The sequence below is a fragment of the Citrobacter meridianamericanus genome, from assembly GCF_041320245.1.
GTDB classification, from domain to species: domain Bacteria; phylum Pseudomonadota; class Gammaproteobacteria; order Enterobacterales; family Enterobacteriaceae; genus Citrobacter; species Citrobacter meridianamericanus.
In genome coordinates this window covers 4,315,485-4,331,166 of sequence record NZ_CP101036.1, presented here as the reverse complement: position 1 = coordinate 4,331,166, position 15,682 = coordinate 4,315,485, and the positions used below count along the sequence as shown (strand labels likewise).

The window sequence follows — 15,682 nt, the reverse complement described above, 5'->3', positions numbered from 1 at the left end:
TGCGCTTAAGGGGTAGCGCATTTCTCAGGCGGGAGAGGATATGGTACAGATCGATTTCCGAAAAAAAATAAACTGGCATCGTCGTTACCGTTCGCCGCAGGGCATGAAGACGGAGCATGAGATCCTGCGTATTTTTGAAAGCGATCGTGGACGTATTATCAACTCTCCTGCTATTCGCCGGCTGCAGCAAAAAACCCAGGTCTTTCCGCTGGAGCGTAATGCCGCGGTGCGCACGCGCCTGACGCACTCGATGGAAGTTCAGCAGGTTGGGCGCTATATCGCGAAAGAGATCCTCAGTCGGCTGAAAGAACTCAAGCTGCTGGAGCAGTATGGCCTGGATGAACTGACGGGGCCGTTTGAGAGTATTGTCGAAATGTCGTGCCTGATGCATGACATCGGGAATCCACCGTTTGGCCATTTTGGTGAAGCGGCGATCAATGACTGGTTCCGCCAGCGACTGTATCCCGCCGACGCGGAAAATCAGCCCCTTAGCGACGACCGCTGCCTGGTTGCGGCGCTACGTTTACGCGAAGGCGAAGAGTCGCTGAATGATATTCGCCGCAAGGTGCGTCAGGATCTCTGTCATTTTGAAGGCAATGCGCAGGGTATTCGTCTGGTGCATACTTTGATGCGAATGAATCTTACCTGGGCGCAGGTTGGCGGTATTTTAAAATATACCCGTCCGGCATGGTGGCGCGGCAGTACACCTGAAACACATAACTATTTAATGAAGAAACCGGGCTATTATCTTTCCGAGGAACCGTATATTGAGCGGTTGCGTAAAGAATTATCATTAGCGCCTTACAGTCGTTTTCCATTAACCTGGATTATGGAAGCTGCCGACGATATCTCTTATTGCGTAGCCGATCTTGAGGATGCCGTTGAGAAAAGAATCTTCAGCGTCGAGCAACTTTATCACCATTTGTATGAGGCGTGGGGACACCATGAAAAGGGTTCCCTGTTTAGTCAGGTTGTTGAGAACGCCTGGGAAAAATCACGTTCAAATACATTAAGCCGCAGCACCGAAGATCAGTTCTTTATGTATTTACGCGTCAATACGCTGAATAAACTGGTGCCGTATGCGGCCCAGCGGTTTATTGATAATTTACCGCAGATTTTTGCGGGTAGCTTTAATCACGCGCTGTTAGAAGATGCGAGTAGCTTCAGTCAGTTGCTGGGTGTCTATAAAAACGTGGCGGTAAAACATGTGTTTAGTCATCCAGACGTTGAGCAACTGGAATTGCAGGGCTACCGAGTCATCAGCGGGTTGCTGGAGATCTATCAGCCTTTATTAAAAATGTCCCAGTCAGATTTTACTGAACTGGTCGACAATGAAAGAGTTAAACGTTTCCCTATCGAATCACGATTATTTCAGAAGTTGTCTACTCGCCATCGTCTTGCTTATGTAGAGGCGGTTAGTAAAATATCAACAGGTTGCGCTGAGTTTTCGGTACTGGAATATTATTATCGCTGCCGGCTGATTCAGGATTATATCAGCGGTATGACAGATTTGTATGCCTGGGATGAATATCGTCGCTTGATGGCCGTAGAACAATAAATACTCATTTGTAAAGACGACCAATAAAATTTTACTTTTTCCTTAAACTCAATTCTGGAACTTAGCGCTATAAAACGACTCTGACGTATACAGCAATTTTGCGTTACCTGTTAATCGAGAACGAAACACATGAAAAAAACCACATTAGCAATGAGTGCACTGGCTCTGAGTTTAGGCTTGGCGTTGTCCCCTCTGTCTGCAACTGCGGCTGAGACGTCGTCTTCAGCAATGACCGCCCAACAGATGCCAAGCCTGGCCCCGATGCTCGAAAAAGTGATGCCATCGGTGGTAAGTATTAACGTCGAGGGGAGCACGACGGTGAATACGCCGCGTATGCCGCGTAATTTCCAGCAGTTCTTTGGTGATAATTCACCGTTCTGTCAGGACGGTTCTCCGTTCCAGAGTTCTCCGTTCTGCCAGGGCGGCGCGCCGGGCGCTGACAATGGCGGCGGCCAGCAGCAGAAATTTATGGCGCTGGGTTCCGGCGTAATTATTGATGCCGCGAAAGGATATGTCGTGACTAACAACCACGTGGTGGATAATGCCACGGTGATTAAAGTCCAGTTGAGCGATGGTCGTAAATTTGACGCGAAGATCGTGGGTAAAGATCCACGTTCTGATATCGCGCTGATCCAAATTCAGGATCCGAAAAACCTGACAGCAATTAAGCTGGCAGATTCCGACGCGTTACGCGTGGGGGATTACACCGTGGCGATTGGTAACCCGTTTGGCCTCGGTGAGACCGTGACTTCCGGTATCGTTTCTGCGCTGGGGCGTAGCGGCCTGAACGCGGAGAACTACGAAAACTTTATTCAGACAGATGCCGCGATTAACCGGGGTAACTCCGGTGGTGCGCTGGTCAATTTGAACGGCGAGCTGATCGGCATTAACACCGCGATCCTCGCACCGGACGGCGGTAACATCGGTATCGGTTTTGCGATCCCAAGCAACATGGTGAAAAACCTGACTTCGCAGATGGTTGAGTTTGGCCAGGTTAAACGTGGTGAGCTGGGTATTATGGGGACCGAGCTGAGCTCTGAGCTGGCGAAAGCGATGAAAGTTGACGCTCAGCGCGGCGCATTTGTCAGCCAGGTGATGCCAAACTCTTCGGCAGCGAAAGCAGGTATTAAAGCCGGGGATGTGATTACCTCCCTGAACGGTAAACCTATCAGCAGCTTTGCCGCTCTGCGTGCGCAAGTGGGGACAATGCCGGTAGGCAGCAAAATTAGCCTTGGCCTGCTGCGCGACGGTAAGCCAGTCACCGTGAATCTGGAACTGCAGCAGAGCAGCCAGACTCAGGTTGATTCCAGCTCTATCTTCAAAGGCATTGAAGGTGCTGATATGAGCAACAAAGGTCAGGACAAAGGGGTCGTGGTTAGCGACGTTAAACCGAATAGTCCGGCTGCACAGATCGGCCTGAAGAAAGGTGATGTGATTATCGGTGCGAACCAACAGCCGGTGAAAAACATCGCCGAACTGCGCAAAATCCTCGAGAGCAAACCGGCTGTACTGGCGCTGAACATTCAGCGTGGCGACAGCTCCATCTATCTGTTGATGCAGTAATCTCCCTCAACCCCTTCCTGCACAGGAAGGGGTTCTTTTTGTGATACCTCCCACAACTCCATATTTATCCCTTCTGCTTTGTGCATTTGCACAATGTCGCCGCTTATTATCTTCCCTATGCTTGAGCTCTGCTCACAGGAGGGGTTTATGGCTGGCTGGCATCTTGATACCAAAATGGCACAGGATATCGTGGCGCGAACCATGCGCATTATTGATACCAATATCAACGTAATGGATGCCCGTGGGCGGATCATTGGCAGCGGCGATCGCGAACGTATTGGTGAATTGCACGAAGGTGCGCTGCTGGTGCTTTCGCAGGGTCGGGTGGTGGACATTGACGATGCGGTGGCCCGGCATTTACACGGTGTGCGGCAGGGGATAAACCTGCCGTTGCGTCTTGAAGGCGAAATCGTTGGCGTTATCGGGCTTACCGGCGAACCGGAACATCTGCGCAAGTATGGCGAACTGGTGTGTATGACCGCGGAAATGATGCTGGAGCAGTCGCGTCTGATGCATCTGTTAGCGCAGGATAGTCGCCTGCGTGAAGAACTGGTGATGAACCTGATCCAGGCAGAAGAGAATACCCCTGCGCTGATGGAATGGGCGCAGCGATTAGGCATTGATTTAAACCAGCCGCGTGTGGTGGCTGTGGTGGAGGTCGATAGCGGTCAGCTTGGTGTTGATAGTGCGATGGCGGAGCTACAGCAATTGCAGAGCGCATTGACTACGCCCGAACGTAATAATCTGATTGCGATTGTTTCTTTGACCGAGATGGTGGTGTTGAAACCGGCTCTCAATCAGTTTGGCCGCTGGGACGCTGAGGATCATCGCAAGCGGGTTGAGCAGCTCATTGCTCGCATGAAAGAGAACGGACAGCTGCGTTTTCGCGTGTCGCTGGGCAACTATTTTACCGGGCCTGGCAGTATTGCCCGTTCGTATCGTACGGCGCGCACGACCATGATGGTCGGTAAGCAACGGATGCCGGAAAGCCGTAGCTATTTCTACCAGGATTTAATGCTGCCGGTGCTGCTGGACAGTTTGCGCGGTGGCTGGCAGGCTAACGAGCTGGCGCGTCCGCTGGTACGGCTGAAAGCAATGGATAACAACGGCTTACTGCGTCGCACATTAGCGGCGTGGTTTCGGCATAACGTTCAGCCGCTGGCGACCTCCAAAGCGTTATTTATCCACCGCAATACGCTGGAATATCGCCTGAACCGAATTTCAGAGCTGACCGGGCTGGATTTAGGGAATTTTGACGACCGACTGCTTCTGTATGTCGCGTTACAGTTGGATGAGCAGCATTAATTTCTTGCCTGTTGGCGCTACGCTTATCAGGCAAAATGCCGGGGGCGGCTTCGCCTTACCCGGCATACGAACACATTCACTCGCGGTTATTTACGCGTTAGCTTTTCCAGATCGGCTTCAATTTCGCTGATCTTGTTGGTCACGACGCTTTCCAGATGACGTAAATCATCGAGGATCTTGCGTTTAAGATCGACTTCGCTGCGATCGCGCTGGCAGATCTGATCCAGTTCGTCGATCACATAACGCAGGTTGGGGCTGATCTCCTGCACTTCTTTGTAACCCTGGCCGACGCCATCGGCGACAACCGTTTTACGCTGACGGGGATATTTGAATTTCACGCTCTTGGCAAAAAACTCACCTTTATCCTTCTGGAAATAGATTTTCAGGATATCGTTGTTGGCTTCTTGCCGCAGGCTGTAACGATCGATTTCTTCAGGATTAGTAATGCCCAGACTTTTCAGATTGTCATACATAGCGGTACCCTTAAGCTCACTATAACCATTGAATAATTAACGAAAAGCCTTGTTTATGCCACTCGTAGATGTAAAAAAAGCGGGCTAAGCCCGCTTTTTCAAATCACGGTTAGTCGATGGTGCGTAACAGTTCGTTGATTCCTACTTTGCCACGCGTTTTGGCATCGACTTTCTTCACAATTACCGCGCAGTACAGGCTATATTTGCCATCTTTCGACGGCAGGTTGCCGGAGACAACCACAGAGCCTGCCGGAACGCGGCCATAATGCACTTCGCCGGTTTCGCGATCGTAAATACGGGTGCTTTGACCGATGTACACGCCCATAGAGATAACAGAGCCTTCTTCGACGATCACGCCTTCAACCACTTCAGAGCGCGCGCCGATGAAGCAGTTGTCCTCGATGATGGTCGGGTTAGCCTGTAACGGCTCCAGTACGCCGCCGATGCCAACGCCACCGGACAGGTGAACGTTTTTACCGATTTGCGCGCAGGAACCCACGGTCGCCCAGGTATCAACCATTGTACCTTCATCAACATAAGCGCCGATGTTTACGTAAGAAGGCATCAGTACGGTGTTACGTGCGATAAACGCACCCTGGCGTACGGCTGCTGGCGGAACCACGCGGAAACCCTCTTTCTGGAAGCGTGCTTCATCATAGTTGGCGAATTTCATCGGTACTTTATCGAAGTAACGACTTTCCGCACCCTCGATAACCTGATTATCGTTAATACGGAAAGAGAGCAGGACCGCCTTTTTCAGCCACTGATGCGTGACCCACTGACCCTCAATCTTCTCTGCGACGCGCAGTGCACCGGAATCCAGTAAAGCAATAACCTGATTCACCGCTTCGCGGGTTACGGTATCTACATTTGCCGGAGTAATGTCGGCACGGCGCTCGAAAGCGGACTCAATAACGTTCTGTAACTGCTGCATTGTTAAACTCTTTCCATAATAAATAAAAACATTACCCTTTATCGTTTGGATTGAGGGCCTCTGTCAACCGTTGATGTACTTCCTGCTGCAGCTCATTATTAAGGGCGCGCCGGTCGGCAGTGGCGATTATGAATAAATCTTCTACTCGCTCGCCAATGGTTGTAATTCGGGCGCCATGCAGCGAAATTCCCAGATCGGCAAAAATCTGCCCGACCCGCGCCAGCAGTCCAGGCTGGTCGAGGGCGATAAGCTCAAGGAATGATTTTCGGTCGGTATGGGTCGGCAGGAAAGTGACCTCGGTATCGACGGTAAAGTGGCGTAATTTTGCCGGTTGGCGACGCGGCTGCGGCGGCTGCCAGCTCCGCTGCGTGATCGCCTGTTCCAGTCCAAAACGGATCGCTTCGTGTCGGTCTGACGACAGCGGGCTACCGTCCGGCTCCAGTACAATGAACGTATCCATCGCCATCCCATCGCGGGTGGTAAAGATCTGCGCATCGTGGACGCTTAGATTGCGCCTGTCCAGTTCGGCGCAAACGGCGGCAAACAGGTAAGGGCGATCGGGGCTCCAAATGAATATTTCCGTTCCGCCGCGCGTGGCCTGCGGGCTGAGCAGGATTAGCGGCTTACTGAGATCGTGTTGCAGCAGATGACGCGCATGCCAGGCCAGTTGATTTGGGCTGTGGCGCACGAAATAGTTGGCGCGACAGCGCGACCAGATGTGGTGCAGCGCTTCTTCATCAATGTTATCCATACGCAGTAGCGCCAGCGCCTGAAGCTGATGATGGCGAACGCGTTCGCGCATATCCGGCGTGTTTTGCATCCCGCGACGTAGCTGTTTTTCCGTCGCAAAGTACAACTCACGCAGCAAACTTTGCTTCCAGCTATTCCACAGCGTTTCGTTAGTAGCGCAAATATCCGCGACGGTCAGGCACACTAAAAAGCGCAGACGGTGTTCCGTTTGTACTTCTTCAGCGAATTGCTTGATCACTTCCGGATCCTGAATATCACGGCGCTGAGCGGTCACCGACATCAGCAAATGCTGACGCACCAGCCAGACGATCAGCTGTGTTTCACGTGAGTTCAGACCGTGCAGTTCGGCGAATTTGAGCACGTCCTGGGCGCCGAGAACCGAGTGATCGCCGCCGCGACCTTTGGCGATATCGTGGAACAGCGCGGCAATCAGAATCAGTTCAGGTTGTCGCAAGCGCGGCCACAGATCCACGCACAGCGGATGGCGCGGGCGGGTCTCTTCGTTAGCAAAACTTTCCAGCTTGAGCATCACGCGGATGGTGTGTTCATCCACCGTGTAGGCATGAAACAGGTCAAACTGCATTTGGCCGACAATATGTGACCATTGCGGCATATAGGCCCACAAAACGCTATGGCGATGCATCGGCAGCAGGCCGCGACTCACTGCTCCCGGATGGCGCAACATACTCAGAAACAGTGAGCGCGCTTCCGGGATGTAGCACAGCGGCTGGGTTAAATGACGGCGGGCATGACGCAGATGGCGCAGCGTGGTGGAGTAAATCCCAGCGATCGCGCTGTTACGCACCATGATGTAAAACATCCGCAATATCGCTTCGGGTTTGCGGATAAACAGGTCGTCGTTGCGCAGATCAATCAACGAGCCGCGTAGTTGAAAGTCGTCGTCAATCGGACGAGGTTTTTCATCGGCGGGCAGGGCGAGGATTGCTTCGTCAAATAGCTGCAGCAGCATGTGGTTCAGTTCGCTGACCCGCCGCGTAACGCGGAAATAGTCTTTCATCATCCGCTCGATTGGCTCGTTGCCTTCACCGCCGTAGTTCAGGCGTTGCGCCACGCTGAGCTGACGATCAAACAGCAGGCGGTTATCGTAGCGACTGACCTCCAGATGCAGGGCGAAGCGAATGCGCCAGAGGATGTGCAGACATTCATTCAATTCGGCGCGTTCTGCCAGCGTCAGGAAGCCAAAGCCGACCATTTCATCCAGCGAGGTAGCGCCAAAATGGCGGCGGGCGACCCATTGCAGAGTATGAATATCGCGCAGGCCGCCGGGGCTGCTTTTGATATCCGGCTCCAGGTTGTAGCTCGTGCCGTGATAGCGTTGGTGGCGCTGATTTTGCTCTTCCACTTTGGCGGCGTAAAATTTATCGGACGGCCAGAAACCTTCGCTAAAAATATGCTTTTGTAGCTCAAGAAACAGCGCCACGTCGCCAATCAGCAGGCGTGTTTCTATCAGGTTGGTGGCGACGGTTAAGTCTGACAATCCTTCCAGCAGACACTCTTCCAGCGTGCGCACGCTGTGCCCAACCTCGAGCCTCACGTCCCACAGCAGCGTTAACAACTCGCCGACTTTTTCGGCCTGCGCGTCAGGGAGCTTTTTACGACTGAGGATTAGCAGGTCAATATCGGAAAGCGGATGCAGTTCGCCGCGTCCGTAACCGCCAACTGCAACCAGCGCCAGGTCGGCAATTTGACCAAAACCAGCTTCAATCCACAGACGCTGAAGCAACTGGTCAATAAACTCGGTGCGGGCCTCAATCAGCTGTTCAGCGGAGATCCCGCTGTCAAACGCTTCACCTAACCAGTGCTGGAACGCGTCGATATGCGCTTTAATGCCGGGACAGTTGAGGTCGTGCTGCGGCCAGGTTCCGGGATTTTGCGGTTGGCCAGGCAGGGTGGGGAGGGCAGTATTTGCGTGCTGTTCAGGAAGAGTATTCATTTTGCGCCACCCATTAAAAAGCCGGATGGCGGCTAATGCGCCTTACCCGGCCTACGGATTTACTCTTCATCCTTCAAGCTGCTTCTGCGTTGGCTGCGCTCGTTCACTCCAGTCACGTACTTTTGTACGCTTCTGGAGGTTCACTCTCTTGCCGTCTTGAATCAATTCGAATGATTTTGAGTAAAGGTGCAACTTGTAGGCCTGATAAGATGCAGGGGCATCGCCATCAGGCAAAACATTATTCGCCGTGTGTGATGATCGCCGGGATGGTGTCATCCTTGCGTAACGTCAGAATTTCACAGCCGTTTTCCGTCACCACAATAGTATGCTCGTACTGAGCAGACAAGCTCCGGTCTTTGGTTTTTACCGTCCAGCCGTCTTTCATGGTGCGGATGCGGTAATCACCGGCATTCAGCATAGGTTCTACGGTGAAGGTCATGCCCGGCTGCAGTACCACGCCGCCGTCGTCTGCATCGTAATGCAGAACCTGAGGCTCCTCGTGGAAGCCGCGACCGATGCCGTGACCGCAGTATTCACGGACCACAGAGAACCCTTCGCCTTCCGCATATTTCTGAATCGCAGCGCCCAGTGTGCGCAGGCGAATACCCGGTTTTACCATCCGCAGCGCCAGGTACAGGCTTTCCTGCGTGACGCGGCACAGACGCTCGCCCAAAATGGTAGGTTTGCCGACGATGAACATTTTCGAGGTGTCGCCGTGGAATTCGTCTTTAATTACGGTGACGTCAATGTTGACGATATCACCGTCTTTCAGGAGTTTGGCGTCGTCCGGGATCCCGTGGCACACCACCTCATTAATAGAGATGCACACGGATTTCGGATAACCGTGGTAGCCAAGGCATGCGGAAATAGCCTGCTGCTCGTTCACGATGTAGTCATTACAGATGCGATCCAGCTCGCCAGTGCTGACGCCCGGTTTAACAAATGGTTCGATCATTTCCAGTACATCAGCGGCCAGGCGACCAGCGACGCGCATTTTTTCGATTTCTTCAGGGGTCTTGATTGAGATAGCCATGAATTCTGTCCATCAGTACCGATGATATCGGCAATAATTGTTTAAGTGCTGCCAATGGTATCAGTCAGGGGTGTACCCTGCCAAATTGAGAATCATTCTGAACTTCGCCTTTCGTGCCACAGGTGCGTTGGCTCTATTTTTTCACTCCGCTCACTTACTACATGTAAGCTCCCGGAGATTCGAAAATTTGCCGCCTTCCTGTAACACGAAATTCATCGTTCATTCAGCACACAGTGCCAACAATTATTGGTGTCGGCGGCGTATTTGTGGTATAAAGCGCGCCGGACTTCCGATCCGTTCGAAGACTACACACGATGGACGGGAGCGACAAATCTCACTTTGTGTAACAACACACACGTATCGACACATATTCCGGGGTGCCCTTTGGGTCGGTAATATGGGATGCGTGGAGGCTTAACCCCAACTTTTATATATAGAGGTTTTAATCATGGCAACTGTTTCCATGCGCGACATGCTCAAGGCTGGTGTTCACTTTGGTCACCAGACCCGTTACTGGAACCCGAAAATGAAGCCGTTCATCTTCGGTGCGCGTAACAAAGTTCACATCATCAACCTTGAGAAAACTGTACCGATGTTCAACGAAGCTCTGGCTGAACTGAACAAGATCTCTGCTCGTAAAGGTAAAATCCTTTTCGTTGGTACTAAACGCGCTGCAAGCGAAGCGGTGAAAGAAGCTGCTAACAACTGCGACCAGTTCTTCGTGAACCATCGCTGGTTGGGCGGTATGCTGACTAACTGGAAAACCGTTCGTCAGTCCATCAAACGTCTGAAAGATCTGGAAACTCAGTCTCAGGACGGTACTTTCGAAAAGCTGACCAAGAAAGAAGCGCTGATGCGCACTCGTGAGCTTGAGAAACTGGAAAACAGCCTGGGCGGTATCAAAGACATGGGCGGTCTGCCGGACGCTCTGTTCGTAATCGATGCTGACCACGAGCACATTGCTATCAAAGAAGCAAACAACCTGGGTATCCCAGTATTTGCTATCGTTGATACCAACTCTGATCCGGACGGTGTTGACTTCGTTATCCCGGGTAACGACGACGCAATCCGTGCTGTGACCCTGTACCTGGGCGCTGTAGCTACTACCGTTCGTGAAGGCCGTTCTCAGGATCTGGCTTCCCAGGCGGAAGAAAGCTTCGTAGAAGCTGAATAATAAGGCACGCTCGTTAGAGCGACCCCTTATATATCCTGGATAATTCGAGTTGCTGGAAGGCGTTGACGCAACGAATCCCCCGGAGCTTACGTCAGTAAGTGACTGGGGTGAGTAAGGAAAACAACGCACCAGCAGCTTGAAGAATGACGGATATAGGCCAGGTAGTATCACGTTTGGTTAGGGGGCCTGTATATGGCCCCCTTTTTCACTTTTAAATCTGTGCGGTTTCATGCCGGGCAGATCAAATCTTCCGAGGATTTTAGAATGGCTGAAATTACCGCATCCCTGGTAAAAGAGCTGCGTGAGCGTACTGGCGCAGGCATGATGGATTGCAAAAAAGCACTGACTGAAGCTAATGGCGACATCGAGCTGGCAATCGAAAACATGCGTAAGTCCGGCGCAATCAAAGCGGCGAAAAAAGCAGGCAACGTGGCTGCTGACGGCGTAATCAAAACCAAAATCGACGGCAACATCGCTTTCATTCTGGAAGTTAACTGCCAGACTGACTTCGTTGCTAAAGATGCTGGTTTCCAGGCATTTGCTGACAAAGTACTGGACGCTGCCGTTGCTGGCAAAATCACTGACGTTGAAGTTCTGAAAGCACAGTTCGAAGAAGAACGTGTTGCACTGGTTGCTAAAATCGGTGAGAACATCAACATCCGTCGCGTTGCTTCCCTGGAAGGCGACGTTCTGGGTAACTACCAGCACGGTGCTCGTATCGGTGTTCTGGTTGCTGCAACTGGCGCTGACGAAGAACTGGTTAAACAGCTGGCAATGCACGTTGCTGCAAGCAAACCAGAATTCGTTAAGCCGGAAGACGTTTCCGCTGAAGTGGTAGAGAAAGAATACCAGGTTCAGCTGGATATCGCGATGCAGTCTGGTAAGCCGAAAGAAATCGCAGAGAAAATGGTTGAAGGCCGCATGAAGAAATTCACCGGCGAAGTTTCTCTGACTGGCCAGCCTTTCGTTATGGATCCGAGCAAATCTGTTGGTCAGCTGCTGAAAGAGCACAATGCTGACGTAACAGGCTTCATCCGCTTTGAAGTGGGTGAAGGTATCGAGAAAGTTGAGACTGACTTTGCAGCAGAAGTTGCTGCAATGTCCAAGCAGTCTTAATTTTTAAAGGAGCCGCCTGAGGGCGGCTTCTTTTTGTGTCTGGCTTGTAAATTCAGCGAACCGCTATAGTGGTCATGCTGAAAAGCGACATACAATGTCGCCGGAATTAACTCATCTCATTCGTTGACAGTCTCAGGAAAGAAACATGGCTACCAATGCAAAACCCGTCTACAAACGTATTCTGCTTAAGTTAAGTGGCGAAGCTCTGCAAGGTTCAGAAGGCTTCGGTATTGATGCAAGCATCCTTGACCGTATGGCTCAGGAAATCAAAGAGCTGGTTGAGCTGGGTATCCAGGTTGGCGTAGTGATTGGTGGTGGTAACCTGTTCCGTGGCGCTGGTCTGGCGAAAGCAGGGATGAACCGTGTTGTGGGCGACCACATGGGCATGTTAGCCACCGTCATGAACGGTCTGGCGATGCGCGATGCGCTTCACCGCGCCTATGTGAACGCTCGCTTGATGTCCGCTATTCCTCTGAATGGTGTGTGTGATAACTACAGCTGGGCAGAGGCTATCAGCCTGCTGCGCAACAACCGCGTTGTTATTTTGTCTGCGGGTACCGGCAACCCATTCTTTACCACCGATTCTGCAGCCTGCCTGCGTGGTATTGAAATTGAAGCGGATGTGGTACTGAAAGCCACCAAAGTCGACGGCGTATTTACGGCTGATCCGGCTAAAGATCCAACCGCGACCATGTACGAGCAGTTGACCTATTCGGAAGTGCTGGATAAAGAACTGAAAGTGATGGATCTGGCGGCGTTCACGCTGGCTCGTGACCACAAATTGCCGATTCGTGTCTTTAACATGAACAAACCGGGTGCGCTGCGCCGTGTTGTTATGGGTGAAAAAGAAGGCACGTTAATCACGGAATAATTCCCGTTGCGGCTAAATGCAGGTAATATTCCGCTTTAATGTCGCGGGATACGTCCCTCAAAATTAATCAAGACTATACTTGTCACATCTTGCGTGGTGGGTATGGTCTGACTGAAACAAGCTTTCAAGGATTCGTAACGTGATCAACGATATCAGAAAAGATGCTGAAGTACGCATGGACAAATGCGTCGAAGCGTTCAAAAACCAAATCAGCAAAATTCGCACGGGTCGTGCTTCTCCTAGCCTGCTGGATGGTATTGTCGTGGAATATTACGGCACACCGACTCCGCTGCGCCAGTTGGCAAGCGTAACGGTTGAAGATTCCCGTACCCTGAAAATTAACGTGTTTGACCGTTCTATGGGACCAGCCGTTGAGAAAGCCATTATGGCTTCCGACCTCGGTCTGAACCCAAGCTCTGCGGGTTCCGATATCCGCGTTCCGCTGCCGCCGCTGACTGAAGAACGTCGTAAAGATCTGACCAAGATCGTGCGTGGCGAAGCTGAAGGCGCGCGCGTTGCCGTACGTAACGTACGCCGTGATGCCAACGACAAAGTGAAAGCATTGTTGAAAGAAAAAGAGATCAGCGAAGATGACGATCGCCGTTCTCAGGATGACGTGCAGAAACTGACTGACGCAGCTATCAAGAAAGTTGATGCGGCGCTGGCAGAGAAAGAAACGGAACTGATGCAGTTCTGATTCGCCTGTACGCTAAAAACGCCGCTTAGAAGGCCTGAGAAGGCTGGAGAGCGGCGTTTTGCTTTATTCTGCCTATATACCTTAAAGGGTAAAATTCTTCTGGATGTCTCATGAAGCAATTAACCATCCTGGGATCAACCGGTTCCATTGGTTGCAGTACGCTGGATGTAGTACGCCATAACCCGGAAAAATTTCGTGTTGCTGCGTTAGTGGCGGGTAAAAATGTCGCCCGTATGGTCGAGCAATGCCTGGAGTTTGCTCCTCGCTATGCGGTAATGGACGATGAAAAAAGCGCGACGTTGGTAAAAATAGCTCTGCTGGAGCAGGGCTGTCGTACTGAGGTAATGAGTGGACAGCAGGCGGCCTGTGATATGGCTGCGCTGGATGATGTTGATCAGGTGATGGCGGCGATTGTTGGCGCGGCGGGATTGCTGCCGACGCTGGCTGCAATTCGTGCGAGCAAAAGCATTTTACTGGCGAATAAAGAATCTCTGGTGACCTGTGGTCGTCTGTTTATGGACGACGTGAAACGTCACAAAGCGCAACTTTTGCCGGTAGATAGCGAACATAACGCGATTTTTCAGAGTTTACCGCAACCTATCCAACACAATCTGGGATACGCTGACCTTGAGCAAAATGGCGTCATGTCAGTTTTGCTTACCGGGTCTGGTGGCCCTTTCCGTGAAACGCCATTGTCCGATCTGATTTCTATGACCCCCGATCAGGCATGTCGTCATCCGAATTGGTCGATGGGACGAAAAATCTCTGTCGATTCCGCCACTATGATGAATAAAGGTCTGGAATACATTGAAGCGCGTTGGTTGTTTAATGCCAGTGCGAGTCAGATGGAAGTGCTGATTCATCCGCAGTCGGTTATTCATTCGATGGTTCGTTATCAGGATGGTAGCGTTCTGGCGCAGTTGGGGGAACCTGATATGCGTACACCTATTGCCCATACGATGGCATGGCCAGAACGTGTGACGTCTGGTGTTAAGCCTGTCGACTTTTGCCAACTCAGTGCGTTGACGTTTTCCGCACCTGATTATCAGCGTTATCCCTGCCTGAAACTGGCGATGGACGCGTTTGAGCAAGGGCAAGCGGCGACGACCGCGCTGAACGCCGCGAATGAAATTACCGTTGCCGCATTTTTGGCGCAGCAGATCCGATTTACCGATATTGCTGACCTGAATTTATCCGTACTGGATAAGATGGATTTGCAGGAGCCACAGAGCGTTGATGATGTGCTGAAGGTTGATGCCATCGCGCGGGATGTCGCCAGAAAAGAAGTGATGCGACTCTCAAGCTGATGATAATCCCTGTACGCAGAATCGCGCTATTTGTTAGCGTTGGGCTTCAGTGATATAGTCTGCGCCACTCGATCGCGGGTATTTGCTTTTTTCCGGTCGGGTAAGCCGTGGTTTGACACGGCTTTTTTGTGGATGGGCTTCAGTATTCCTGAGTACCGTTAATCCTTTCAGGGACTAAAAACGCGTTATGTTGTCTGCAACTAAACCATTAAGCGAAAATTTGCCAGCACATGGTTGTCGCCATGTAGCAATTATCATGGATGGCAATGGCCGCTGGGCGAAAAAGCAAGGGAAGATTCGCGCCTTTGGGCATAAGGCCGGAGCTAAATCCGTCCGCCGGGCTGTCTCTTTTGCTGCCAATAACGGTATTGATGCGTTAACGCTGTATGCCTTTAGCAGTGAGAACTGGAACCGACCTGCGCAGGAAGTGAGCGCGTTAATGGAGCTGTTCGTGTGGGCGCTTGATAGCGAAGTGAAAAACCTGCACCGCCATAACGTACGTCTGCGTATTATCGGGGATATCAGTCGATTTAACTCACGTTTGCAAGAACGGATTCGCAAATCAGAAGCGATTACCGCCCAGAATACCGGGTTGACGCTGAATATTGCAGCGAATTACGGTGGACGGTGGGATATAGTCCAGGGAGTCAGGCAACTGGCACAACAGGTGCAGGATGGTCTGCTGCGACCAGAGCAAATCGATGAAGAGATGCTTGGGCAGCAAATTTGCATGCATGAACTGGCTCCTGTGGATTTAGTGATAAGGACTGGGGGGGAGCATCGAATTAGTAATTTTCTGTTGTGGCAAATTGCCTATGCCGAACTTTACTTTACGGATGTTCTCTGGCCCGATTTCGATGAACAAGACTTTGAAGGTGCGCTGCATGCCTTTGCTAATCGTGAGCGTCGTTTCGGCGGCACCGAGCCCGGTGATGAAAAAGCCTGAT

The 15,682-nt window shown here is 51.6% G+C and carries 13 protein-coding genes; 9 read left to right on the top strand and 4 right to left on the bottom strand.

The window, feature by feature from the left end:
- The first annotated feature begins 40 nt into the window (after positions 1-40).
- From dgt to cdaR, 3 genes are all read left to right on the top strand, one after another.
- Positions 41-1,558, top strand: coding sequence for a dGTPase (gene dgt / locus NMD08_RS21185; RefSeq protein ID WP_151224581.1), 1,518 nt, complete (start codon positions 41-43; stop codon positions 1,556-1,558).
- Between the two features lie 129 nt (positions 1,559-1,687).
- A complete protein-coding gene (degP, locus tag NMD08_RS21180; protein WP_187253755.1) occupies positions 1,688-3,121 on the top strand; it encodes a serine endoprotease DegP in 1,434 nt (477 codons plus the stop codon).
- Positions 3,122-3,268: 147 nt separating this feature from the next.
- Positions 3,269-4,426, top strand: coding sequence for a DNA-binding transcriptional regulator CdaR (gene cdaR, locus NMD08_RS21175; RefSeq protein ID WP_151216789.1), 1,158 nt, complete (start codon positions 3,269-3,271; stop codon positions 4,424-4,426).
- 86 nt (positions 4,427-4,512) lie between these two features.
- Here the strand turns inward: cdaR and NMD08_RS21170 are convergent, their stop codons facing one another.
- The 4 genes from NMD08_RS21170 to map all read right to left on the bottom strand — a co-directional run bounded on the left by NMD08_RS21170 (position 4,513) and on the right by map (position 9,570).
- On the bottom strand, positions 4,513-4,899 hold the full coding sequence (locus NMD08_RS21170; protein WP_003018562.1) for a DUF3461 family protein: 387 nt from the start codon (positions 4,897-4,899) through the stop codon (positions 4,513-4,515).
- Positions 4,900-5,008: 109 nt separating this feature from the next.
- The gene (gene dapD / locus NMD08_RS21165) at positions 5,009-5,833 is read right to left on the bottom strand and encodes a 2,3,4,5-tetrahydropyridine-2,6-dicarboxylate N-succinyltransferase (protein ID WP_003837532.1); all 825 of its coding nucleotides are present in this window, start codon (positions 5,831-5,833) and stop codon (positions 5,009-5,011) included.
- Between the two features lie 31 nt (positions 5,834-5,864).
- Positions 5,865-8,537: a bifunctional uridylyltransferase/uridylyl-removing protein GlnD gene (gene glnD, locus NMD08_RS21160; protein WP_151224583.1), complete on the bottom strand. Its 2,673-nt coding sequence runs from the start codon at positions 8,535-8,537 to the stop codon at positions 5,865-5,867.
- 238 nt (positions 8,538-8,775) lie between these two features.
- On the bottom strand, positions 8,776-9,570 hold the full coding sequence (gene map, locus NMD08_RS21155; RefSeq protein ID WP_151216791.1) for a type I methionyl aminopeptidase: 795 nt from the start codon (positions 9,568-9,570) through the stop codon (positions 8,776-8,778).
- A 448-nt stretch (positions 9,571-10,018) separates the two neighbouring features.
- On the opposite strand from map, the gene rpsB reads away from it, so the two are divergent.
- The 6 genes from rpsB to ispU all read left to right on the top strand — a co-directional run bounded on the left by rpsB (position 10,019) and on the right by ispU (position 15,681).
- The gene (rpsB, locus tag NMD08_RS21150) at positions 10,019-10,744 is read left to right on the top strand and encodes a 30S ribosomal protein S2 (RefSeq protein WP_016151758.1); all 726 of its coding nucleotides are present in this window, start codon (positions 10,019-10,021) and stop codon (positions 10,742-10,744) included.
- Between the two features lie 264 nt (positions 10,745-11,008).
- Entirely contained in the window at positions 11,009-11,860 is an 852-nt protein-coding gene (gene tsf, locus NMD08_RS21145; protein WP_151216792.1) for a translation elongation factor Ts, read from the top strand.
- Between the two features lie 145 nt (positions 11,861-12,005).
- Positions 12,006-12,731 (top strand): UMP kinase, encoded by a 726-nt coding sequence (pyrH, locus tag NMD08_RS21140; RefSeq protein ID WP_151216793.1) that lies wholly within the window; start codon positions 12,006-12,008, stop codon positions 12,729-12,731.
- 139 nt (positions 12,732-12,870) lie between these two features.
- Positions 12,871-13,428 (top strand): ribosome recycling factor, encoded by a 558-nt coding sequence (gene frr / locus NMD08_RS21135; protein ID WP_016151760.1) that lies wholly within the window; start codon positions 12,871-12,873, stop codon positions 13,426-13,428.
- 110 nt (positions 13,429-13,538) lie between these two features.
- A complete protein-coding gene (gene ispC, locus NMD08_RS21130; RefSeq protein ID WP_151216794.1) occupies positions 13,539-14,735 on the top strand; it encodes a 1-deoxy-D-xylulose-5-phosphate reductoisomerase in 1,197 nt (398 codons plus the stop codon).
- Between the two features lie 187 nt (positions 14,736-14,922).
- Positions 14,923-15,681 (top strand): (2E,6E)-farnesyl-diphosphate-specific ditrans,polycis-undecaprenyl-diphosphate synthase, encoded by a 759-nt coding sequence (gene ispU, locus NMD08_RS21125; protein WP_003018543.1) that lies wholly within the window; start codon positions 14,923-14,925, stop codon positions 15,679-15,681.
- Position 15,682: the final 1 nt, after the last annotated feature.